The following is a 24081-nucleotide window of genomic DNA, read 5'->3' on the forward strand; positions in this document are numbered from 1 at the left end:
ATATAAAGATAAATGAATCTAAAATCCCACTTTCAGCTTGATAACAAAAAGCGAAGTGGGATTTTGCTTTTAATAGCAATTCTTATTTGTTGCTGGTGGGCATACTTCAGTTTAGGAAAAATTGAACAAGAATCCATATCAGATTCCGAAGTACTATTAATTCAACGGCAAATAGATTCACTTCGGAGTAGTAAAGCTGCTGAAGAAACAATAAAAATCTTTCCGTTCAATCCTAATTTCATGACAGATTATAAAGGATATACTTTAGGATTAAGTCCGGAAGAGATTGATAAACTACTTGCATATAGATCTCAAAACTTATGGATTAATTCTGCTTCAGATTTTCAAACTGTTACAGGGGTTTCAGATTCACTATTGGCTACCATAGCACCTTTTTTTAAATTTCCAGATTGGGTTAAGAATGCTCAAAGTAAAAAGAGCAATACTAATTCAGCATATAAATCATTGGCTAATAAACGTGATCTAAATAGAGTAACCTTTGCAGATTTATCTAGCCTTCCAAATTTTACCAACGAAAGCGCGAGGCTTGTCTTAAACTATAGAAAAAAGATAGGTGGTTTTCTTGAAGATGATCAATTGTACGACATCTACAATTTAAAGCGAGCTCAAGTTTTTGAGGTTAAAAAAGAATTTACCGTAAAAACAAAACCAAATATTGATCGTTTAAATGTGAACGAGGTCAATGCTTCAGATCTTGCAACTATTCCATTTGTGACATTTGATATTGCAAGAAGTATAATTAATTATCGCATCTTAAATGAAGGAATTGTAAATCTTGATGAACTACTAAAAATTGAAGGTATAACTGCATACAAGTTAGATCGAATTAAATTATATTTGTCAACCAACCAATAAAATGCAGGTTTATTTGAGAATAATGCAATTTCTCCTTGCGAAATTCCCTTTCCAGTGACCTTATAATAATATAAAGCGTAATTAAATGAAAAATATATACTTTTCAGAAGAGCACGAGCTCTTTAGAGAAAGTCTTAGAGGATTTCTACAAAAAGAAGTTGTTCCTAATATTGATACTTGGGAAGAGACCGGTACTATAGATCGTTCTATCTGGACTAAGATGGGGGATATGGGATATTTCGGCTTGGCCTCTCCAGAAGAATATGGAGGTTTAGACCTCGATATTTTCTATACGGTAATATTTCTCGAAGAATTGCAACGAATAAATAGTGGAGGTTTTGCTGCTGCTATGTGGGCTCACGCTTATTTAGCAATGACCCATTTGAAGGCAGAAGGAACATCGGCAATAAAAGAAAAATATCTTCCAGCTAGTATTTCAGGAGAGCTTATAGGTTGTCTTTGCATTACGGAACCGTTTGGAGGCTCTGATGTTGCAGGAATGCGCAGTACGGCGGTACGCAGTGGAGAGCACTATATTTTAAATGGATCTAAAACTTTTATTACTAATGGAGTTTATTCTGACTATCTTATTGTTGCGGCTAAGACAGATCCTGAAAAGGGAAATAAAGGCTTAAGTATATTTATAGTAGATAGAGATACCCCTGGCATAAGTGCAACAAAACTGGATAAGCTGGGATGGCGTGCATCAGATACGGGTGAGATTGCTTTTACTGATGTAAAAATTCCTGTAGATAATCTTATGGGGGAAGAAAACAAAGGATTCTCTTATATTATGCAGCATTTTGCATTAGAGCGTCTAATTATGGGTGTAAACGCTCATGCAAGAGCTGAATATGCTCTCGATTATACATTAGGTTATATGGCCGAACGTACAGCTTTTGGGAAAACTATTGATAAATTTCAAGCTTTGAGACATACTGTGGCTGAGATGGCTAGTGAAATTGAGATGGTTAAATCTTTCAATTACAGCATTGCTAACAACCTTAACAGTGGAGATTATGTAGTGAAGGAAGCAAGTATGTCTAAGTTGTTGTCTACAAAAATTGCAGATGAAGTAATTTATAAGTGTCTTCAAATGTTAGGTGGATATGGTTATATGGAAGACTATCCGCTAGCAAGAATGTTTAGAGATAGTAGGCTGGGGCCAATAGGAGGAGGTACTTCAGAGATATTAAAAGAAATTATAGCCAAGATGGTTATTGACAAAAAAGAATATAAGCCAGCAGCAAATTAAGCGTAGCTAATAATAAAATAAAAACAGGCTTGCTAGTTTTAAAGTTTAGATTATATTTGCAGCCTGTAAACTGAAAAGAATTTTAAAGAAAGGAGGTACCACTATGTTAATTATACCAGTAAAAGACGGAGAAAATATCGATAGAGCGCTGAAGCGTTTCAAAAGAAAATTTGATAGAACGGGAACAATGCGTAAGCTGCGTGATCGTCAAGCTTTCACAAAACCTTCTGTTTCTAGAAGACGTGAAATTCAAAAAGCTTCTTATATTCAAGGACTTCGCGATCAAGAGAATATTTAATAATTTCCGTCTGTAAGAATTTTTATTCTTACTAGGATTATTAACAGAGAGACTAATCCTCTTTCAACAATATAAAATCCGCTAAGAGTATTTCTTAGCGGATTTTTTTGTTTTGTATCTTCCTGTTCATTTTTTAATTTATGTATTTAGAGGCATTCTTAGATTATCTTAAACTCGAACGTAATTATAGTGCTCATACTATTCTTGCATATAATGCAGATATACAAACATTCTTTAATTTTCTTCAGGAAGAATATCAAATTGAAAACCCTAAGCTAGTGGAATATGTGTTTATAAGAGCTTACGTGGTTCACCTCTCTACGCGGAAATTAAGTCATCGAAGTATAAACAGAAAAATAGCTTCTATAAAGGCTTATTTTAAATTTTTACAAAAAGTAGGAGAAATACAGATATCTCCATTATTAAAACATAAATCCTTAAAAATTAAAAAGGAAATTCAAATTCCTTTCTCTCCAAGTGAAGTAAATCAAGTCATAGAGAACTTAAGTAAGTCAGATGCTTTTGAAGGGAAAAGAGATTATGTGATTATCTCAATATTTTATGCTCTCGGGATAAGGAGAAGTGAGCTAATTAATATTAAGATCTCTGATATCGATTTTTCATCTCATGTGATCAAGGTTCTAGGAAAGCGCAATAAGGAGCGTTTAATACCTATGATAAAATGGTTAGAAGGTCTCATAGAAGAATATATCAGCCTACGAGCACGAACTTGGGGTAGTGATCATTCGCCATATTTATTATTAACTAATAAAGGAGATAAACTATATGAAACTTTTGTTTATAGGGTCATAATTCGCTATTTTAGTGAGGTGTCTCAAAAAACTAAAATAAGTCCGCATATGCTAAGACATACATTTGCTACTCATTTATTAAATAATGGAGCAGATTTAAATGCGGTTAAAGAGCTATTGGGTCATTCCAGTTTAGCGGCAACTCAAGTTTATACCCATTCTAGTATAGCTGAATTGGGAAAGGTTTATAAAAATGCCCATCCAAGAAATCTTAAAAATTAGTTTTTTGATGTATTAATTAACTTTTAAATCCAAATCTATGAAAGTAAATGTCCAAACTCCCCATTTTGTAGCCGATCAAAAATTGATTAATTATCTTCAGAAGAAGATGAATAAATTAGATCAATTTCACGATCAGATCATTTATGCTGATATTTTTTTAAAAATTCAGAATACGAGTAGTAGAAATAATAAAATTGTCGAAATATTGTTGAGTATTCCGGGTAACGAGCTGATTGTTAAAAAACAAGCTAAATCTTTTGAGGCTGGTGCCTATAGTTGTGCGAGCTCATTAGAGCGTCTTCTAATTAAGCAAAAAGAAAAAAATAGAGCAATTGCATAAAAAAATTTCAAAAAATGTTTTGGTAATATGTTTTTTGTTTTACATTTGCACTCCGTTAGAAACAGCGGAGTTTTTTACTCCTCAAAATCTAACAAAAAGCCGATGTAGCTCAGCTGGCTAGAGCAGCTGATTTGTAATCAGCAGGTCGTGGGTTCGAGTCCCTCCATCGGCTCTTTTTAAACTAGAGTTTTTAAATTGTATAAGTTTAAAAACTTGCGCTAAGCGCGGTAAAAGCGTTTTTTGAAATATTGATTTACCAATATTGGGGAGATACTCAAGCGGCCAACGAGGACAGACTGTAACTCTGTTGTTTTACGACTTCGCAGGTTCGAATCCTGCTCTCCCCACAATTTATGCAAAACGTATGATTTATCATATTGTTAATGCGGGAGTAGCTCAGTTGGTAGAGCGTCAGCCTTCCAAGCTGAATGTCGCCGGTTCGAACCCGGTCTCCCGCTCTAATTGCTGTTAATTTAATTAATCGCAAGCAAGGTCGTTAGATTTACATCTTCGGTCTTATTAAACCAAATCTGATAGGCTTTGGTTGTAGTCATTATATGACTTTTATGAGCCCTTTAGCTGAGAAGGTCGGTCCTGGGTAATTCTGACTTCGGTCGTTTTGATGGGAAGTAATTTAAGCCGACGTAGCTCAGGGGTAGAGCGTTTCCTTGGTAAGGAAGAGGTCACGGGTTCAAATCCCGTCGTTGGCTCAATAGCAGTCGCTGCTAATTAAACGAGTGTAGTTTTACGCTCGGTTTTTTGCGTTTTGTAAAGAATCTATAATCAGCGTGTCAGGTAAGTTTAAAAAATAAACACTAATAATAACTAAGATTAAAATTATTTAAATCATGGCAAAGGCAACATTTGATCGTTCCAAACCTCACTTAAATATTGGTACTATAGGGCACGTTGACCACGGTAAAACTACCTTAACTGCTGCTATTACTACTGTACTTGCTAACGCAGGTCTTTCTGAAATGAGAAGTTTTGACTCTATTGACAACGCTCCAGAAGAAAAAGAAAGAGGTATTACTATTAACACTTCGCACGTAGAGTATTCTACTGCTAACCGTCACTACGCTCACGTTGACTGTCCAGGTCACGCGGATTACGTTAAGAACATGGTTACTGGTGCTGCTCAAATGGACGGTGCTATTCTTGTTGTTGCTGCAACAGATGGTCCTATGCCACAAACTCGCGAGCACATCCTTTTAGGTCGTCAGGTAGGTATTCCTCGTATCGTTGTATTCATGAATAAAGTGGATATGGTTGATGATGAAGAATTGCTTGAGCTTGTTGAGATGGAAGTAAGAGATCTTCTTAGTTTCTATGAGTATGATGGTGATAATGGTCCTGTTGTTCAAGGTTCTGCTTTAGGTGCTTTAAATGGTGAGCAAGTTTGGGTTGATAAAGTTATGGAGCTTATGGAAGCTGTAGATAGCTGGATTGAACTACCTGCTCGTGATGTTGATAAGCCATTCTTAATGCCTATCGAAGATGTTTTCTCTATTACTGGTCGTGGTACTGTTGCAACTGGTCGTATTGAAACTGGAGTAGCAAATACTGGAGATCCTGTGGAGATCATAGGTATGGGTGCTGAAAAACTTACATCTACTATTACTGGAGTTGAAATGTTCCGTAAGATATTAGATAGAGGTGAAGCTGGTGATAACGTAGGTATCCTTTTAAGAGGTATTGAAAAATCTCAGATCACTAGAGGTATGGTTATTACTAAGCCAGGTTCAGTTAAGCCTCACTCTAAATTCAAAGCAGAGGTTTATATCTTGAAAAAAGAAGAAGGTGGACGTCACACTCCGTTCCATAATAACTACCGTCCTCAGTTTTACGTTCGTACAACTGACGTAACTGGAAACATTTCTCTTTCTGAGGGTGTTGAAATGGTAATGCCAGGAGATAACTTAACAATCAATGTAGAGTTAATTCAGCCAATAGCGATGAATGTAGGTTTACGTTTTGCGATTCGTGAAGGTGGTAGAACTGTAGGTGCAGGTCAGGTAACTGAGATTGTAGAATAATTACGGATTATAATTTATAGAATTAAGGCGTCCGTTTATACGGATGCCTTGATTTTTATTAAGAAGACAGCTCTTTAGCTAATTCTTAATTCTTACGGGCTTAGCTCAGTTGGTAGAGCACTGGTCTCCAAAACCAGGTGTCGGGAGTTCGAGCCTCTCAGCCCGTGCAGACTTATTAAAATCTATTTAAATTTTAATAATATTTATTCTATTACTAATAAATAGTAATGGTTAGTTTAAAAGGTATAGAGCCTTATAAATAATATACAATAATATGGCCGGATTAGTTAATTACATTCAAGAGTCTTATAACGAATTAAAAAATCACGTAACCTGGACTCCGCTATCTGAGGCGCAACGTTTGACTGTTGTTGTTGCTGTTTTCACAATTATTTTTTCGTTAGGAATTTGGGGTGTTGATACTGTTTTTAGCAGGGCTATAGAGGCGTATTTTAATCTGGTAGGAGCTTAAAATAATTACAATGGCTATAGTAAACAATACCAAAGATAAAGACTGGTACGTGGTAAGGGCCGTTAGTGGTCAGGAAAACAAAGTTAAAGGATATATAGAGCAAGAGATTTCTCGCTTTAACCTTGAGGATTATATTGAGCAAGTTCTTGTTCCTACAGAGAAAGTTATCCAGATACGTAATGGTAAAAAGATAAATAAAGAACGTGTTTATTTTCCTGGATATATTATGATTCATGCAAACCTTGGTGGTGAAGTGACTCACATGATAAAGTCTATTAATGGCGTTATCGGTTTCTTAGGTGAAACTAAAGGTGGTGATCCTGTTCCATTAAGAATCTCAGAGGTAAATAGAATGTTAGGTAAAGTAGATGAATTATCTGTAAAATCAGATAGCGTCGCTATACCTTTTGTTATTGGAGAAACTGTCAAAGTTATCGATGGTCCTTTTAACGGTTTTAATGGTTCTGTTGAGAAGGTTAATGAAGAAAAGCGTAAGCTAGAGGTGATGGTTAAGATTTTTGGTAGAAAGACGCCTTTAGAATTGAGCTACATGCAAGTTGAGAAAGTATAAGTGTTACACATATATTAGGTATTGTTCTACTGCTTCCACAAATGAACGTATCAAACTAAATTTTTAAAAATGGCAAAAGAAATAAGTAAGGTTGTTAAGTTGCAAGTTAAGGGAGGAGCCGCAAACCCTTCCCCACCTGTTGGACCAGCTTTAGGTGCTGCCGGAGTAAATATCATGGAGTTTTGTAAGCAGTTTAATGCTCGAACTCAAGATAAAGCCGGTAAAGTATTGCCTGTTGCTATCACTGTTTACGGTGATAAATCTTTTGACTTTGTGGTTAAAACACCACCTGCTGCCATCCAATTGATGGAAGCAGCTAAGATTAAAGGAGGTTCTGGTGAACCAAACCGTAAAAAAGTTGCTAGCGTAACATGGGATCAAATTAAAGCTATCTCAGAAGACAAAATGCCAGATTTAAACGCTTTCACGATCGAGAGTGCTATGAAGATGGTTGCAGGTACTGCAAGGTCTATGGGAATAACTGTAAAAGGACAAGCTCCTTTTTAACATCCAAAAAAGCAATTTAAAATGGCAAAAGTAACAAAAAAGCAAAAAGAAGCCCGCGCTAAGGTAGACAGTAGTTCTGCTTATACACTAGCGGAAGCTTCTGCTTTAATAAAAGAAGTAAGCAAAGTTAATTTTGATCCTTCTGTTGATTTGGCTGTGCGTCTTAATGTAGATCCACGTAAAGCAAACCAAATGGTTCGTGGAGTGGTAACACTTCCTCACGGAACTGGTAAAGACGTAAAGGTTCTTGCTCTGGTAACTCCAGATAAAGAAGCTGAGGCTAAAAAAGCTGGAGCTGACTTTGTAGGTCTTGATGAATATCTAGAGAAAATTAAAAACGGTTGGACAGATGTTGATGTTATCATCACTATGCCAAGTGTTATGGGTAAATTAGGTCCTTTAGGACGTGTGTTAGGTCCTCGTGGCTTAATGCCAAACCCAAAAACCGGTACTGTAACTATGGACGTGGCTAAGGCTGTTTCTGATGTTAAAGCTGGTAAAATAGATTTCAAGGTTGATAAGACTGGTATTGTACATGCTGCTATAGGTAAAGCATCTTTTGATGCAGATAAAATAGCAGATAACGCAAGAGAATTGATAACCACATTAGTAAAATTGAAGCCTACTACGTCTAAAGGTGTTTATATTAAAAGCATCTTTATGTCTAGCACGATGAGTCCTAGCGTAGAAGTAGATTCAAAACGTTTTGCTGAGCAGTAAAAGTTAAATTATGACAAGAGAAGAAAAATCACAAGTAATAGAAGATTTGACTGCGCAGTTAGCTGATAGTGCTCATATATATTTAGCAGATATTTCTGGCTTAAATGCAGAAACTACTTCTAGATTAAGAAGAGCTTGCTTTAAGGCAAACGTAAAACTAGCCGTGGTTAAGAATACATTGCTTGCAAAAGCAATGGAGAGTTCAGATAAGGATTTTGGGGAATTACCTTCTATTTTAAAAGGAAATACATCTATTATGCTTTCTGAAACTGGAAATGCGCCAGCTAAGGTTATTAAAGAGTTTCGTAAGAAATCTCAAAAGCCTTTACTTAAAGGAGCATTTATTGAAGAAGCGATTTACATAGGTGACGATCAATTAGATGCTCTAGTTGATATTAAATCTAAAGAAGAACTTGTTGGGGAGATTATTGGTCTTCTTCAATCACCTGCTAAGAACGTTATTGGCGCTCTTAAATCAGGAGGTCAAACAATCGCTGGACTTCTTAAGACTCTTTCTGAAAAGGAAGGTTAATAATTACGTACGCACAAATAATAATAATAGAATAATTTTTTTTTAAAACGATAGAAATGGCAGATTTAAAAGATTTCGCAGAACAACTAGTTAACTTAACTGTAAAAGAGGTAAATGAGTTAGCTACTATTTTAAAAGATGAGTATGGTATCGAGCCTGCAGCAGCTGCTGTAGCTATGGCTGGTCCTGCTGGTGGTGGTGATGATGCCGCTGAAGAGCAAACTGAGTTTGATGTAATCCTTAAGGCAGCAGGTGGTTCTAAACTTGCAGTTGTAAAACTAGTTAAAGAATTAACTGGTGCAGGTCTTAAAGAAGCAAAAGAATTAGTTGACAACGCTCCAAGTCCAATTAAAGAAGGTATCGCTAAAGACGAAGCTGAAGCTATTAAAGCTCAGTTAGAAGAAGCTGGTGCTGAAGTTGAGCTTAAGTAAGCTTAACACTTATAAATACAAGGGTTTAGGTCTTTTCGATTTTTCGAAATAGACCTAAACCATTTGTCGTATATAAGGTTTTCATATTATTTACGACTATTATTGCTTTAGATTTCTTATGTTAAGAAATCAAATAGATCTGATCATACAGATCTTCAATTTATTTTAATTAAATTCCGTTCGTTGAAGATGCAAGCAAAACAAGCTGAAAGACTGAATTTCTCATCGGTAAAGAACAGACCTGAGTATCCTGACTTTTTGGATATTCAGATTAAATCCTTTCAAGATTTCTTTCAATTAGAGACTAAGTCTGAAGAAAGAGGAAATGAAGGACTTTACAACACATTTCTAGAGAATTTCCCAATTACGGATACCCGTAATAACTTTGTACTAGAATTTTTGGATTATTTTGTTGATCCACCTAGATACTCTATTCAAGAATGTATCGAACGAGGCTTAACGTATAGCGTTCCATTAAAAGCCCGTTTAAAATTATACTGTACTGATGATGAGCACGAAGATTTTGAAACAATAGTACAGGATGTATATCTTGGTACTATTCCTTACATGACACCAAGCGGTACTTTTTGTATCAATGGTGCAGAGCGAGTAGTTGTTTCTCAGTTACACCGTTCACCTGGTGTTTTCTTCGGCCAGTCTTTTCATGCTAATGGTACCAAGCTTTATTCAGCAAGAGTAATACCTTTTAAAGGTTCTTGGATTGAATTTGCTACAGATATTAATAGTGTAATGTATGCTTACATAGATCGTAAGAAAAAGTTACCTGTTACTACTCTTTTTCGCGCGATAGGTTTTGAGCGTGATAAAGATATTTTAGAAATCTTTGACCTTGCAGAAGAGGTTAAGGTTTCAAAAACTGGTCTTAAGAAATATTTAGGCCGTAAGCTTGCTGCTCGTGTTCTTAACACTTGGCACGAGGATTTTGTGGACGAAGATACAGGTGAAGTTGTTTCTATCGAACGTAATGAGATTGTTTTAGATCGTGATACAGTTTTAGAAAAAGAACATGTAGATGAAATATTAGATGCTGGTGCTAAAACGATTCTTCTTCATAAGGAAGATAATCAACTAGGTGACTATGCGATTATTCACAATACGCTACAGAAAGATCCTACAAACTCAGAAAAAGAGGCTGTAGAACATATATATCGTCAATTACGTAATGCTGAGCCGCCAGATGAGGAAACAGCACGTGGTATTATTGACAAATTATTCTTTAGTGATCAACGCTATAACTTAGGTGAGGTAGGTCGTTATAGAATGAACAAGAAATTAGGTCTTGATATCGGGATGGATAAGCAGGTGCTTACCAAGCAAGATATCATAACTATCGTAAAATACTTAATCGAGCTTATTAATTCTAAAGCTGAAATAGATGATATTGATCACTTATCTAACCGTCGTGTACGTACTGTAGGAGAGCAATTATCTACTCAGTTTGGTGTAGGTTTAGCTCGTATGGCCCGTACAATTCGTGAGCGTATGAATGTACGTGATAATGAAGTATTTACTCCAATTGACTTAATTAATGCGAAAACACTTTCGTCTGTAATTAATTCATTCTTTGGTACAAACCAATTATCACAGTTCATGGATCAGACTAACCCTCTTGCAGAGATTACGCACAAGCGTCGTCTTTCAGCATTAGGACCAGGTGGTCTTTCTCGTGAGCGTGCAGGTTTTGAGGTGCGAGATGTACATTATACACATTATGGTCGTCTTTGCCCTATTGAAACTCCTGAAGGGCCAAACATTGGTTTGATATCTTCATTAGCAGTTTACGCCAAGGTTAACAATATGGGGTTCATTGAGACTCCTTACCGTACTGTAACCGATGGTAAAATTGATCTTGAAACTGAGCCTAGATATTTAAGTGCAGAAGAAGAGGAAGGAATGTTAATTGCTCAGGCAAACAATCCTATGACCGATGATGGGTCAATTACTGAAGAGAAAGTAATTGCTCGTATGGAAGGTGACTTCCCGGTTGTGGAACCTAACACGGTACATTATGCCGATGTTTCTCCTAACCAGATTGCATCGATATCTGCATCGTTAATTCCTTTCTTAGAACATGATGATGCAAACCGTGCATTGATGGGATCTAACATGATGCGTCAGGCAGTACCGCTTTTACGTGTTGATTCTCCTATTGTAGGAACAGGTCTGGAACGTCAAGTGGCATCTGATTCTCGTGTATTGATTAATGCCGAAGGTGATGGTGTAGTTGAATATGTTGACGCCAATGAAATCACTATAAAATATGACCGTACCGAAGAGCAACGTATGGTTAGTTTTGAAGAAGATAGCAAAACATACCAATTAATTAAATTTCGTAAGACTAACCAAAGTACTTCTATTAACCTTAAGCCTATCGTAAGTAGAGGTGATCGTGTTAAAAAAGGTCAAGTACTTTGTCAAGGATATGCTACCGAAGCTGGGGAACTCGCTTTAGGTCGTAACATGAAAGTAGCCTTTATGCCTTGGAAAGGGTATAACTTTGAGGATGCTATTGTTATATCTGAGAAAGTTGTGCGTGAAGATATATTCACTTCTATTCACGTTGATGAATATTCCCTAGATGTACGTGATACAAAATTAGGTAATGAAGAATTAACTAATGACATACCTAACGTTTCTGAAGAGGCTACAAAAGACCTTGATGAAAATGGTATGATACGTATAGGTGCAGAGGTGAAGCCTGGAGATATATTAATAGGAAAAATTACTCCTAAAGGAGAATCAGATCCTACTCCAGAAGAAAAACTTCTTCGTGCTATATTTGGTGACAAAGCAGGTGATGTAAAAGATGCTTCTTTAAAAGCTTCTCCTTCATTAAGAGGTGTGGTAATACAGAAGAAACTTTTTGCACGTGCTATAAAAGATAAGCGTAAGAGAGCTAAAGATAAAGAAGATATCGCTGCTCTAGAAGCTGAGTACGATCAAAAATTTGATGATCTAAAAGCAGTTCTTGTAGATAAGTTATTCCAACTAGTTAATGGAAAAACTGCTCAAGGTGTTAAGAATGATTTAGGTGAAGAAATACTTCCTAAAGGAAAGAAATTCACTTTAAAGATGCTTAATTCTGTTGAAGATTATACGCATTTAAATCAAGGAACTTGGGCAACTGATGATACTACCAATGTAATGATCGCAGATCTGTTACATAATTATCGTATCAAAGAAAATGATCTACAAGGAAATTTACGTCGTGAGAAATTTACAATTTCTGTAGGTGATGAATTACCTGCTGGTATTATAAAACTTGCCAAAGTTTATGTTGCTAAAAAGCGTAAACTAAAAGTGGGTGATAAAATGGCAGGTCGTCACGGAAACAAAGGTATCGTTGCGCGTATTGTGCGTGAAGAAGATATGCCTTTCTTAGAAGACGGAACTCCAGTTGATATCGTGTTGAATCCATTAGGGGTACCATCACGTATGAACATTGGTCAGATTTATGAAACTGTTCTTGGATGGGCGGGTCAAAAATTAGGTCGTAAGTATGCGACACCTATTTTTGATGGAGCTACATTAGATCAAATTAATGAGTTGACAGATGAGGCAGGTATACCTCGATTTGGACATACTTATTTATATGATGGTGGAACAGGAGATCGTTTTGATCAGGCTGCAACTGTAGGTGTTATCTATATGCTGAAGTTAGGTCACATGGTAGATGATAAGATGCACGCACGTTCTATAGGTCCTTACTCATTAATAACACAACAACCATTAGGTGGTAAAGCACAATTTGGTGGTCAGCGTTTTGGAGAGATGGAAGTTTGGGCGCTTGAAGCTTATGGTGCTTCAGCAACTTTACGTGAAATTCTTACAGTTAAATCTGATGATGTAATAGGTAGAGCTAAAACTTACGAAAGTATAGTAAAAGGTGAGCCTATGCCAGAGCCAGGATTACCAGAATCGTTCAACGTATTAATGCACGAGCTTAAAGGTCTTGGACTAGACATTCGTCTAGAAGATTAGATACATTAAAGGTTTCGCTTCTTCGGAAGCGAAACTTATTATAGTATCAAAGAATTTTAAAATGAATAATTTTCGACATAAGGTATTATGGCAAGAGATAATGATAAGAATGCAGTAAAGAGGTTTAATAAAATCTCTATTGGTCTTGCGTCTCCTGAAGCAATTTTGGCTGAATCGCGCGGAGAGGTGTTAAAACCAGAAACTATAAATTACCGTACACACAAACCAGAACGTGACGGTTTGTTCTGTGAGCGTATCTTTGGTCCTGTAAAGGATTATGAGTGTGCTTGTGGAAAATACAAACGTATACGATATAAAGGTATTGTTTGTGATCGTTGTGGTGTAGAAGTTACTGAGAAGAAAGTACGTAGAGATCGTGTAGGTCACATCAATCTAGTTGTGCCTGTTGCTCACATCTGGTACTTTAGAAGTTTGCCAAATAAAATAGGTTACATATTAGGTCTTCCGTCTAAAAAATTAGACATGATTATCTATTATGAGCGCTATGTAGTAATACAGCCAGGTATAGCTAAAAGTGAAGAGGGTGATGATTTAAAGAAAATGGATTTCCTTACTGAAGAGGAATATCTTAATGTTCTTGAATCTATACCTCAAGAAAATATGTATTTAGATGACAGCGACCCAAATAAGTTTATCGCTAAGATGGGTGCTGAGTGTCTTATAGAGCTTTTAAAGAGAATAAATCTTAATGAGCTTTCTTATGATTTACGTCATAAGGCAAATAATGAAACTTCAAAACAACGTAAAACTGAAGCGCTAAAACGTCTTCAAGTTGTTGAAGCTTTAAGAGATGCAAATAAAAATCGCGAGAATCTTCCAGAGTGGATGATTATGAAAGTAATTCCCGTTATTCCACCAGAATTACGTCCATTAGTACCATTAGATGGTGGTCGATTTGCAACATCAGATTTAAATGATTTATATCGTCGTGTAATTATTCGTAATAACCGTCTTAAGCGTTTAATGGAAATTAAAGCGCCTGAGGTTATTTTGCGTAATGAGAAGCGTATGCTTCAGGAAGCGGTAGATTCATTATTTGATAATACTCGTAAATCTTCAGCTGTTAAAACAGATTCTAACAGACCTTTGAAATCTCTTTCAGATTCATTGAAAGGTAAGCAGGGTCGTTTCCGTCAAAACTTACTCGGTAAACGTGTTGATTATTCTGCACGTTCAGTAATTGTTGTTGGGCCAGAATTAAAACTTTACGAATGTGGTATTCCTAAAGATATGGCTGCAGAACTTTATAAGCCTTTCGTTATTAGAAAGCTTATAGAGCGTGGAATTGTAAAGACTGTTAAGTCTGCAAAGAAAATAATAGATAAAAAAGAGCCAGTAGTTTGGGATATATTAGAAAATGTCCTTAAAGGACACCCAGTATTACTTAACCGTGCTCCTACGCTTCACAGATTAGGTATTCAGGCTTTTCAGCCAAAACTTATTGAAGGTAAAGCGATACAGTTACATCCATTAGTTTGTACGGCTTTTAACGCTGATTTTGATGGGGATCAGATGGCGGTACATTTACCATTAGGCCCAGAAGCAATTTTGGAAGCTCAAATGTTAATGCTTGCCTCTAATAATATTCTTAATCCTGCTAATGGTGCTCCTATTACGGTACCATCTCAGGATATGGTACTTGGTCTGTATTATATGACTAAGGCACGTAAGAGTACTCCAGAGCATCCTATTCAAGGTGAGGGAATTACTTTTTACAGTGCTGAGGAAGTTGTTATAGCTCACAATCAGAAGCGTGTGAATATCAACGCGATGATTAAAATACGTACTAAAGATTTTAATGAAGAAGGTAAGCTTGTTTACCAAATCATAGATAGTACTGTGGGTCGTGTATTATTTAATGAAAGCGTACCTGACGAAGCGGGTTACATTAATGAGGTACTTACTAAGAAATCACTTAGAGATGTAATTGCACGTATTTTAAAACTTACAAGTGTTCCACGTACTGCGGAATTCTTAGATAGTATTAAAACTCTTGGTTATACATTTGCATTTAGAGGTGGTCTTTCATTCTCACTTGGTGATATAATTATTCCTAAGGAAAAGTATGAGATGATTGATGAGGCAAATACTCAGGTAGACGGAATTATGTCTAGCTATAATATGGGTCTTATTACAAATTCAGAACGTTACAACCAGGTTATTGATGTTTGGACATCAACAAATGCTTCACTTACAGAGCTTGCTATGAAGCGCATTCGCGAAGATCAGCAAGGATTTAACTCGGTGTATATGATGCTTGATTCTGGTGCAAGGGGTTCTAAAGAGCAGATTCGCCAGTTAACTGGTATGCGTGGTCTTATGGCTAAGCCTAAGAAATCTAATGATGGAGGTGGAGCAATTATTGAAAACCCAATTCTTTCTAACTTTAAGGAAGGTCTTTCAATTCTTGAATACTTTATCTCTACTCACGGTGCTCGTAAAGGTCTTGCCGATACGGCTCTTAAAACTGCAGATGCGGGTTATTTAACTCGTCGTCTTGTAGATGTATCTCAAGATGTTATCATTAATAGTGAAGATTGTGATACCTTAAGAGGTGTTGAAGTTTCTGCATTAAAGAAAAATGAAGAAATTGTTGAAACTTTAGAAGCACGTATCATCGGTCGTATAGCATTAAATGATGTTATCAATCCGTTAGATAGTGAAGTAATCGTAAAAGCTGGAGCAGAAATTACTGAAGAGCTAGCTGCTGAAATTACAAAAGCACCTATTGAATCTGTTGAAGTACGTTCTGCATTAACGTGTGAAGCTACTAAAGGTATTTGCTCTAAGTGTTATGGTAGAAACCTAGCAACCAATAAAATGGTTCAAATGGGTGAAGCAGTAGGAGTTGTGGCAGCACAATCCATTGGTGAACCAGGTACACAGCTTACACTAAGAACATTCCACGTAGGTGGTATTGCGGGTAACATTTCAGAAGAGAATAAGGTTGTTGTGAAATTTAGCGGTCGCTTAGAGATTGAAGATCTTAAGACTGTTGAAGGAGAAGCACCAGATGGTTCTATTTCTCAAATTGTTATTTCACGTACATCTGAAGCTAAAATATTTGATAGTAAAACCGGTATTTTATTAAGTACTAATAATATTCCTTATGGTTCACAACTTTCTGCAAAGGATGGTGATACTGTTTCTAAAGGTGATGTTATCTGTAGTTGGGATCCATATAACGGTGTTATTATATCTGAATTTGCTGGTAAAATCAAATATGAGAATATCGAGCAAGGTCTTACTTATCAAGTAGAAACAGATGAGCAAACTGGTTTCCAAGAGAAAGTAATTTCAGAATCACGTAACAAACGTATGATTCCTACATTACATATCTTAGGTAAAAAAGATGAAGTGATTCGTTCTTATAACCTTCCAGTAGGGGCTCACCTTATGGTAGATGATAATGATAAAATTAAAATCGGAAAAATTTTAGTTAAGATACCTCGTAAATCTGCAAAAGCGGGTGATATTACTGGGGGACTTCCTCGAGTAACCGAATTATTTGAAGCACGTAATCCTTCTAATCCAGCTGTTGTAAGTGAGATTGATGGTGTAGTTTCCTTTGGTAAAATTAAGAGAGGTAACCGTGAAATTATAGTTGAGTCTAAGCTTGGAGAAGTTAAAAAATATCTAGTTAAATTATCAAACCAGATATTAGTTCAGGAAAATGACTTTGTTAGAGCGGGAATGCCATTATCTGATGGTTCTGTAACTCCAGAAGATATTTTATCTATAAAAGGTCCTTCTGCAGTACAGCAATATCTTGTTAATGAAGTACAAGAAGTGTATCGTTTACAGGGGGTGAAGATTAATGATAAGCATTTTGAGGTAGTAGTACGTCAAATGATGCGTAAAGTTAGAATTCAAGATCCAGGTGATACTATCTTCCTTGAGAATCAATTAGTGCACAAAGATGATTTTGTTACTGAAAATGACGCAATTTTCGGAATGAAAGTTATTGAAGATGCTGGTGATTCTGAAACTTTAAAAGCTGGACAAATAATTTCTCCGCGTGATTTGCGTGATGAAAATTCTATCTTAAGAAGAGAAGATAAAAATCTAGCTACAGCGCGTGATGTTGTTGCAGCGACTGCGACTCCAGTACTTCAAGGTATTACGAGAGCATCACTTCAAACAAAATCATTTATTTCTGCAGCTTCTTTCCAGGAAACTACAAAAGTTCTTAACGAAGCAGCAGTAAGTGGTAAGATTGATGATCTTGAAGGTCTTAAGGAAAATGTTATAGTTGGACATAGAATTCCAGCAGGTACAGGTTTACGTAGATATGATAAGATCATCGTAGGAAGTAAACAAGAATTAGAAGAGCTCAATGCGGCTCGGGAAGAAGTAAATTTTAATTAATTTAACTGTATATACAAAAGCAGCTTCAGAAATGGAGCTGCTTTTTTTATTTAAAGTAATATATAATGGCAGAAGAAAAAAATAATGAGAGTGGTCAATTAAATATTGAGCTTGACGAGACGATTGCTCAAGGACAATATTCCAATCTGGCGATAATTAATCATTCAGTATCTGAATTTGTAGTTGATTTTATAAACATTATGCCAGGCACTCCTAAGAGTAAAGTGAAGTCACGTATAATTTTAACTCCGCAACATGCTAAGAGGCTGGCAAAAGCACTTCAGGAGAATGTTAAGCGTTTTGAAAAAGCGCACGGTGAAATTAAAGATTATGAAAAACAGCCGATACCTTTAAATTTTGGTCCTAGTGGTCAAGCTTAAATTAAAAAAGTCCTAAACAGTGTTTAGGACTTTTTTAATTATAATCTAATTTTATCGATAACTAAATTACCATTCTTAAAATCTATTCTTAATAGTAAATGATGTTATTTAAGTGGCTTTTACGAGATTTTTAAAGTATTTACGACATATTAATCATTTATTTACATAGGATCTTTTAAATGGCTTTAGAATGATTATTTATATTCGGAAACGAAGTGTAACTTCACATTAGGATATTTTTGTTGAGTCATTTGCAATGTAAATGGTGAATCTGCAAGAAATACTAAATGGCCACGTTTATCCTTAGCCATAAATCGCTGTTTGACACGTATGAATTCTTTAAACTCTTCACTCTTAGAGTCTTTAGGCTCGACCCAACATGCTTTATGAACACTTAGCGGCTCATAAGTACATTTAGCACCATATTCATGTTCTAATCTATATTGAATTACTTCATATTGTAAAGCGCCAACTGTACCTATTACTTTTCTTCCATTCAGCTCTAATGTAAATAACTGAGCTACACCTTCATCCATGAGTTGGTCAATACCTTTTTCTAACTGCTTAGATTTCATTGGATCAGCATTATTGATGTATCTAAAATGCTCTGGTGAGAAAGCAGGAATTCCCTTGTAATGAATTTCTTCTCCTTCGGTAAGCGTATCACCAATTTTAAAATTTCCTGTATCGTGAAGTCCTACAATATCACCGGGATAAGAGATATCAACAATCTCTTTTTTCTCAGCAAAAAAGGCATTCGGACTTGAAAATTTTAATTTTTTTCCATTTCTAACGTGTAAATAAGGGGTATTCCTTTCAAAAACACCTGAAACAATTTTGATAAAAGCGAGTCTATCACGGTGTTTTGGATCCATATTTGCGTGAATTTTGAACACAAATCCGGTAAATTCCTTTTCATCAGGATGAACTATGCGCTCTTCACTTTGTTTTGGTCTAGGCGTAGGCGCAATTGTAATAAAACAATCTAAAAGCTCTCTTACTCCAAAATTATTTAAAGCGGATCCAAAGAACACAGGTTGTTGTTCTGCTGCCAAGTAGGCCTCTTGATCAAAACTAGGGTAAACACCATCTACAAGTTCTAATTCTTCACGTAACGTTTCCGCAGGTTTTTCACCTATAAGTTTATATAAATCAGCAGATTGGATATCTTGGATTTTAATAGTTTCTTCTATGTTTTTACGACTATCACCACTAAAAAGGTTGATATTCTTCTCCCAGATGTTGTAGATTCCTTTAAAATCATAACCCATCCCTATAGGAAAGCTTAAGGGAGTCACTGTCAGCGATAATTTCTGCTCAATTTCATCTAAAAGTTCAAAAGCATCTTTCCCTTCACGATCCAGTTTATTAACAAATACAATCATTGGAATTTTACGCATTCTACAAACTTGAACTAATTTCTCAGTTTGCTCTTCAACCCCTTTAGCAACATCAATTACTACAATAACACTATCTACGGCAGTAAGGGTTCTAAACGTATCTTCAGCAAAATCCTTGTGACCAGGTGTATCTAATATGTTGATTTTTGTGCCATTATATTCGAATGCAAGTACAGAAGTAGCTACAGATATCCCACGCTGTCTTTCGATTTCCATAAAATCACTAGTGGCCCCCTTCTTGATTTTATTAGATTTTACAGCACCTGCCTCTTGAATTGCACCACCAAATAAAAGGAGTTTTTCAGTAAGAGTTGTTTTTCCAGCATCAGGATGTGATATAATACCGAAGGTACGTCTCCTTGCTATTTCTTTCTTAACGTTCATTTGTAAAATTTAAGAACGCAAAGATATGATATGTTGATCATTTAGAATGATTTCAATCATGGAGTTAGCGCATATAGATTGTGATTTTCAGAAAATTTATATTGATGAGATTATATATGAGTTATGTAGAAATTTTAATTAGTTTGATCACATATTTTATAGAAATAAGACATTATTGGGTGGAAAACAAAGAAAACCTCTTAGCATATATCTAGATCATCGCAAACAAAGGTTTGATTTTGTAAGATAAATCTTTATAAATTCCTACTAAATAATGTTTCAAGGTGTTCTTTTGCCGACTATTGTGCATTATGTCTAAAATAATATTTCCAAATAGAATTAGACTTAACCTATTGATATATTTGCGGTGCCCAACTTCATAGTTTTAAGACCTTTGCAGGTTCAATTTATTACGGATTACAATTACTTTCCTCACAGTGAGTAATTCAACTCCAAGTTTCTCTATATAAAATATTTACGTCAGAATATTAGTTCTGATATATACTTTGATTTAATTCATATAATATGGGTAAAAACTACTTAACGAAGTTTTATTTACTGACTTCTAGAAATCGAACATTATTGTTTTCGATATTTCTTCTATTGTTTTCGTATTCGACAGTTCTTGCTCAGCAGGCCCCATCTATACGCAGTGGAGCATCTTTTGAGTTTGAAGGTTCTCAAGTTAGGAATAATGACCCTGTTATTATTAAGTCAATTACTGTAAACGGTACACTGTATAACACATTCGTTGTACCAACAGCCTATAAGATGACTCGTAGAGGGCCTGATGGGAATAGTCCAAATCAAATTATAGAAAATGGGACTACGCTAGTATCTAATAGTAATACCCATACGGGAGGTGCATCTAGTACATGGAATGCTGGTGCTTTAGCAGCATTTCAGGATAAAAATTTGAATCACTATTTTACCGCTAATCCGAATGGTCGAGATATTTGCGGAAACTTTGAAGCTGCAAAGACTACAGATGCTCAGAAACAAACAATATCCTACGATCCAGCTATACCTTCAAATGAAGGAGCTATATTAGCCGTTACTGAAAGAGGAGGTAATAACTGTTTTTATGTGGAGGTTTATGGTATTCCTGTAGGTGGAGGTGCTGAAACAAAATTAGGTCAGACTTTTGTAAGAAGTGTTGGTGATAGTAGAGATGGCGCTTATAAACCACCTGTCGCAAATAGTGATTACTGGGGTTCAGGTAGAAAGCAAGACAACGGTCAGACAATAGCCATTGCTCTATTTAATTTAAACAGTATTGCGCCAACTGGATCTAAAATTACTAAGATAGATTTTATTGCTGCAACTAGAGATCACGGTGATGGTAAGTTTTTTATTCTACAGAAATATGCTGTGGATCAAAATGAACTTGCTTGTGAAAATGAAACCATTAGTGGTGACCTTAATATTAATAATAATGTCCCGTCTAATTCAACATATAGCTTAATTTCCGGGCCATCTACTGCGGGTAAGTCTTTTACTTTAAATCCTAATGGCACTTATAGTTATGTTCCAAAAGATAATTTTGTTGGAGATGTAACTTTTGAATACAAAGTTTGTTTACCGGCTCCCAATACCTCAGTTTGTGATACAGGTAAAGTAACACTCACATTTGCAGCGCTTCCTGAGAATGCTGAATACAAGCTTGACTGTAATGAAAATGGGAACCAAGGTATTACAGTTACTAAGCCTATAGGTTCACAATTCGCATACTCGCTAAATGGAGGTGCTTATCAGGCATCTCCAAAATTTGAAAAATTAGCAGATGGGAATTATACTTTACGAGTTAAAAATATAAATTCCGGTTGTGAATCAAAAAAACGCTACAAAGCTATCAATCAGTAACTTAGCTATTGAGGATCCTAGTATTACTAATGTGGTGTGCTTTGGTGAATCTACCGGTAAAATTAATGTTACAGTTTCTGGAGGTGCGTCCCCACTTACTTATCAATGGAGTAATGGAGCAACCACAAGTAATCTTATAAATGTTCCTGCGGGCAAATATACACTTACAGTTACTGATAAAAACGGATGTACAAAGTCTGTTACTTCTACTATCATACAAAATGATGAAATCACGGCTACAACTTCATCTACATCTGAAACAAAATTTAATGGAAATGACGGAACTGCAACGGTAGGTAATGCATCTGGTGGTGTGGGACCGTATACTTACAAGTGGTCAAAAAACAATTTAACGACTCAAACAATTACAGGTCTAAATGCGGGTAGTTATACTGTTACAATTACAGATTCTAAAGGTTGTAGCGTAGTAAAGACAGTAGTTGTAGATAGGACAAATCATAAGCCGACTGCTCAAAATGATTTTGCACAACTTTTTGAAAATACATCTCTAAATATTGATGTTGTTAGTAATGATGATTTTGGAATAGACGGTAAATCTAATAAACCTATTACTCTTATTACTAACCCTAAAAATGGTAAAGCTGTAGTTAATGAAAATGGTACTCCAAAAGACCCTACGGATGATACTATTTTATATACTCCTAATACAGATTTCTCTGGAGAAGATTCATTTGAATATAATATAGAAGATGCTAATGGAGATAAAAGCACAGCAATTGTAACTATTACAGTTTCAGATGTAAATGTTGTATTGCCTGGTGAAAGAAGCTGCGATTGTGCGCCTTTTGTTGAAAAATCAAATTTCGTAAATCCCGTTAAAATATCTGGGACCAATCTTCAACCAGGAGCTGTTTATAGATTTTCTAATGTATTTTTAGATAGTCCATTTCCTATAGATGCTCTCGTAAAAATTGTGAGATTTAATAATGGAGCTTCTCTTTTAAATATTGATGTAACCGGACAAGGTCTCTCAGAAAATTTTCAACCACAAATAAATAGTACAAATACTGGTGACCAGAGTGTAGAATTTGAAATAATGTTTGTTACCTCAGGAGGAACTGCTAGTAATCAAATTCCCTTATCATTTTTTGGTACTTCTTTCGATATTGATGGGGATAGCCAAAGAACACGTGAATATTCTGAGCTTAGTTTACCGGATGCATATTATCAGTCTCAAAATACTTTGATAAATATTGAGAAAAAATCAGCTTCAATTCGTGGGACTGCTAGAAATGCTACAACAGCCCCAGGTGGAGATATTTCTACTGATCCCAGATATACATTTAGTAATTATTGGGAGAATAAATCTGTTTTAAATTATACTATTGGTAAGGATAATGGCGATAACGACAGATATTATTCTCTTGGTTTGAAAAATGCAGATTATGATAAGCCTGTTAGTACGTTAATAACAGCTCCAGTAATTTGTGGAAAAGTTACTGATGATAATGGAAAACCTTTATCTGGTGTTTCTATAAATATTACCGGAAGTAATAAAACTAATGTTAATTTAGTAACGGATATAAATGGAGAATATCGTCATGTCACGTCAGATTTATCTGCATTTAAGGATGTAGAATATACTATAAAAGAAACGGATCTTGATAAATATTTCTCAGTTTCTGATGCAGTTGGTCCTAATGATAACATAATTACAAGGAATATTAATTTAAGATCGTCTTGTGGCAATAACTTTATTGACGCGTTAGATCCATTTGTAAAAATATCTGATGCATCTGCTGTAGAAGGTCAGGATGTTGTCTTTCAATTAACATTGTCACGAGCTAGTTCTGAAGATATTATTTTCAATTATAGTTCTGCGGATAATTCGCCAATTACATTTAGTAGCGCAATTGGAGGAGTAGATTATACAATTACAAATGGCACATTTAAAATTCCGGCAGGAACAATTACTATTCCCTTTACTCCTGTAAATACTAATGATGACACTATATTCGAAGTTTCTGAAACTTTTAATATGGTGCTTACTCCGGTAGGTTCAAATTTGAATATTGCAAGCAGTGATTTAGAGGCAATAGGCACTATTACTGATAATGATAAATCACTAACTATTACTATTGCAGATGTAACAGTAGCAGAAGGCGCAGATGCAGTCTTTGTAGTGACTTTAGATAAGCCAAGTTATGAGGATATCGTAGTAGACATCACCTTTGCAGATGGAACAGCTACAAATCCTGAAGATTATACAGACGGAACCCCACTACAGGTAACCATTCCTGCGGGATCAACTACCAGCGGACCAATTACCTTCCCAACAGTAGACGATGCTTTATTTGAAGTAGCTGAAACCTTTACGGTAACTGGAACGGTAGCTAGTGGAACTACAGCAGCTCCAAGTGCAACCGGAACTGGAACAATCACCGACAATGACGGTGCAGCACCAACTATTACTATTGCAGATGTAACGGTAGCAGAAGGCGCAGATGCAGTCTTTGTAGTGACTTTAGATAAGCCAAGTTATGAGGATATCGTAGTAGACATCACCTTTGCAGATGGAACAGCTACAAATCCTGAAGATTATACAGACGGAACCCCACTACAGGTAACCA

The 24081-nt window shown here is 35.8% G+C and carries 18 protein-coding genes and 5 tRNA genes; 22 read left to right on the forward strand and 1 reads right to left on the reverse strand.

Annotated features, from left to right (window positions below; genetic code table 11):
* Nucleotides 1-12: 12 nt before the first annotated feature.
* From DSM00_RS03860 to DSM00_RS03955, 20 genes are all read left to right on the forward strand, one after another.
* Nucleotides 13-876 carry a helix-hairpin-helix domain-containing protein gene (locus DSM00_RS03860; RefSeq protein WP_128756693.1) on the forward strand — a complete coding sequence of 288 codons (864 nt, stop codon included), beginning with the start codon at nt 13-15 and terminating at the stop codon, nt 874-876.
* A gap of 85 nt (nt 877-961) precedes the next feature.
* Nucleotides 962-2131 carry an acyl-CoA dehydrogenase family protein gene (locus tag DSM00_RS03865; protein WP_128756694.1) on the forward strand — a complete coding sequence of 390 codons (1170 nt, stop codon included), beginning with the start codon at nt 962-964 and terminating at the stop codon, nt 2129-2131.
* A 103-nt stretch (nt 2132-2234) separates the two neighbouring features.
* A complete protein-coding gene (rpsU, locus tag DSM00_RS03870; protein WP_028377788.1) occupies nt 2235-2429 on the forward strand; it encodes a 30S ribosomal protein S21 in 195 nt (64 codons plus the stop codon).
* Nucleotides 2430-2569: 140 nt separating this feature from the next.
* Complete coding sequence (locus tag DSM00_RS03875) at nt 2570-3463, forward strand: tyrosine-type recombinase/integrase (protein ID WP_128756695.1); 894 nt, start codon at nt 2570-2572, stop codon at nt 3461-3463.
* A 37-nt stretch (nt 3464-3500) separates the two neighbouring features.
* Nucleotides 3501-3803, forward strand: coding sequence for an HPF/RaiA family ribosome-associated protein (locus tag DSM00_RS03880; RefSeq protein ID WP_128756696.1), 303 nt, complete (start codon nt 3501-3503; stop codon nt 3801-3803).
* Between the two features lie 98 nt (nt 3804-3901).
* A tRNA-Thr gene (locus tag DSM00_RS03885) sits at nt 3902-3975 on the forward strand.
* Nucleotides 3976-4067: 92 nt separating this feature from the next.
* Nucleotides 4068-4150, forward strand: a tRNA-Tyr gene (locus DSM00_RS03890).
* Between the two features lie 38 nt (nt 4151-4188).
* A tRNA-Gly gene (locus tag DSM00_RS03895) sits at nt 4189-4261 on the forward strand.
* 180 nt (nt 4262-4441) lie between these two features.
* Nucleotides 4442-4513 (forward strand) — tRNA-Thr (locus tag DSM00_RS03900).
* A gap of 138 nt (nt 4514-4651) precedes the next feature.
* Nucleotides 4652-5839 (forward strand): elongation factor Tu, encoded by a 1188-nt coding sequence (gene tuf / locus DSM00_RS03905; protein WP_128756697.1) that lies wholly within the window; start codon nt 4652-4654, stop codon nt 5837-5839.
* Nucleotides 5840-5933: 94 nt separating this feature from the next.
* Nucleotides 5934-6006: transfer RNA gene (locus DSM00_RS03910), tRNA-Trp, on the forward strand.
* 107 nt (nt 6007-6113) lie between these two features.
* Nucleotides 6114-6311: a preprotein translocase subunit SecE gene (secE, locus tag DSM00_RS03915; RefSeq protein WP_128756698.1), complete on the forward strand. Its 198-nt coding sequence runs from the start codon at nt 6114-6116 to the stop codon at nt 6309-6311.
* A gap of 10 nt (nt 6312-6321) precedes the next feature.
* The gene (nusG, locus tag DSM00_RS03920) at nt 6322-6882 is read left to right on the forward strand and encodes a transcription termination/antitermination protein NusG (RefSeq protein WP_128756699.1); all 561 of its coding nucleotides are present in this window, start codon (nt 6322-6324) and stop codon (nt 6880-6882) included.
* A 69-nt stretch (nt 6883-6951) separates the two neighbouring features.
* Nucleotides 6952-7389: a 50S ribosomal protein L11 gene (gene rplK / locus DSM00_RS03925; RefSeq protein ID WP_128756700.1), complete on the forward strand. Its 438-nt coding sequence runs from the start codon at nt 6952-6954 to the stop codon at nt 7387-7389.
* A 21-nt stretch (nt 7390-7410) separates the two neighbouring features.
* Nucleotides 7411-8109 (forward strand): 50S ribosomal protein L1, encoded by a 699-nt coding sequence (gene rplA / locus DSM00_RS03930; RefSeq protein ID WP_128756701.1) that lies wholly within the window; start codon nt 7411-7413, stop codon nt 8107-8109.
* A 10-nt stretch (nt 8110-8119) separates the two neighbouring features.
* The gene (gene rplJ / locus DSM00_RS03935; RefSeq protein WP_128756702.1) at nt 8120-8641 is read left to right on the forward strand and encodes a 50S ribosomal protein L10; all 522 of its coding nucleotides are present in this window, start codon (nt 8120-8122) and stop codon (nt 8639-8641) included.
* Between the two features lie 56 nt (nt 8642-8697).
* Nucleotides 8698-9072, forward strand: coding sequence for a 50S ribosomal protein L7/L12 (gene rplL, locus DSM00_RS03940; protein WP_128756703.1), 375 nt, complete (start codon nt 8698-8700; stop codon nt 9070-9072).
* Nucleotides 9073-9261: 189 nt separating this feature from the next.
* Nucleotides 9262-13074 (forward strand): DNA-directed RNA polymerase subunit beta, encoded by a 3813-nt coding sequence (gene rpoB / locus DSM00_RS03945; protein WP_128756704.1) that lies wholly within the window; start codon nt 9262-9264, stop codon nt 13072-13074.
* 87 nt (nt 13075-13161) lie between these two features.
* Nucleotides 13162-17463 (forward strand): DNA-directed RNA polymerase subunit beta', encoded by a 4302-nt coding sequence (gene rpoC / locus DSM00_RS03950; protein WP_128756705.1) that lies wholly within the window; start codon nt 13162-13164, stop codon nt 17461-17463.
* A gap of 65 nt (nt 17464-17528) precedes the next feature.
* Entirely contained in the window at nt 17529-17843 is a 315-nt protein-coding gene (locus DSM00_RS03955; protein WP_128756706.1) for a DUF3467 domain-containing protein, read from the forward strand.
* Nucleotides 17844-18037: 194 nt separating this feature from the next.
* Here the strand turns inward: DSM00_RS03955 and DSM00_RS03960 are convergent, their stop codons facing one another.
* Nucleotides 18038-19627 carry a peptide chain release factor 3 gene (locus tag DSM00_RS03960; RefSeq protein ID WP_128756707.1) on the reverse strand — a complete coding sequence of 530 codons (1590 nt, stop codon included), beginning with the start codon at nt 19625-19627 and terminating at the stop codon, nt 18038-18040.
* 525 nt (nt 19628-20152) lie between these two features.
* On the opposite strand from DSM00_RS03960, the gene DSM00_RS03965 reads away from it, so the two are divergent.
* Complete coding sequence (locus DSM00_RS03965) at nt 20153-21490, forward strand: Ig-like domain-containing protein (protein ID WP_128756708.1); 1338 nt, start codon at nt 20153-20155, stop codon at nt 21488-21490.
* The coding region (locus DSM00_RS03970) for an Ig-like domain-containing protein (RefSeq protein WP_164916293.1) at nt 21453-24081 on the forward strand (2629 nt) is incomplete at its 3' end. The genes DSM00_RS03965 and DSM00_RS03970, both read left to right, overlap by 38 nt.

The sequence above is a fragment of the Leeuwenhoekiella aequorea genome (genome assembly GCF_004104375.1).
Lineage (GTDB): Bacteria > Bacteroidota > Bacteroidia > Flavobacteriales > Flavobacteriaceae > Leeuwenhoekiella > Leeuwenhoekiella aequorea.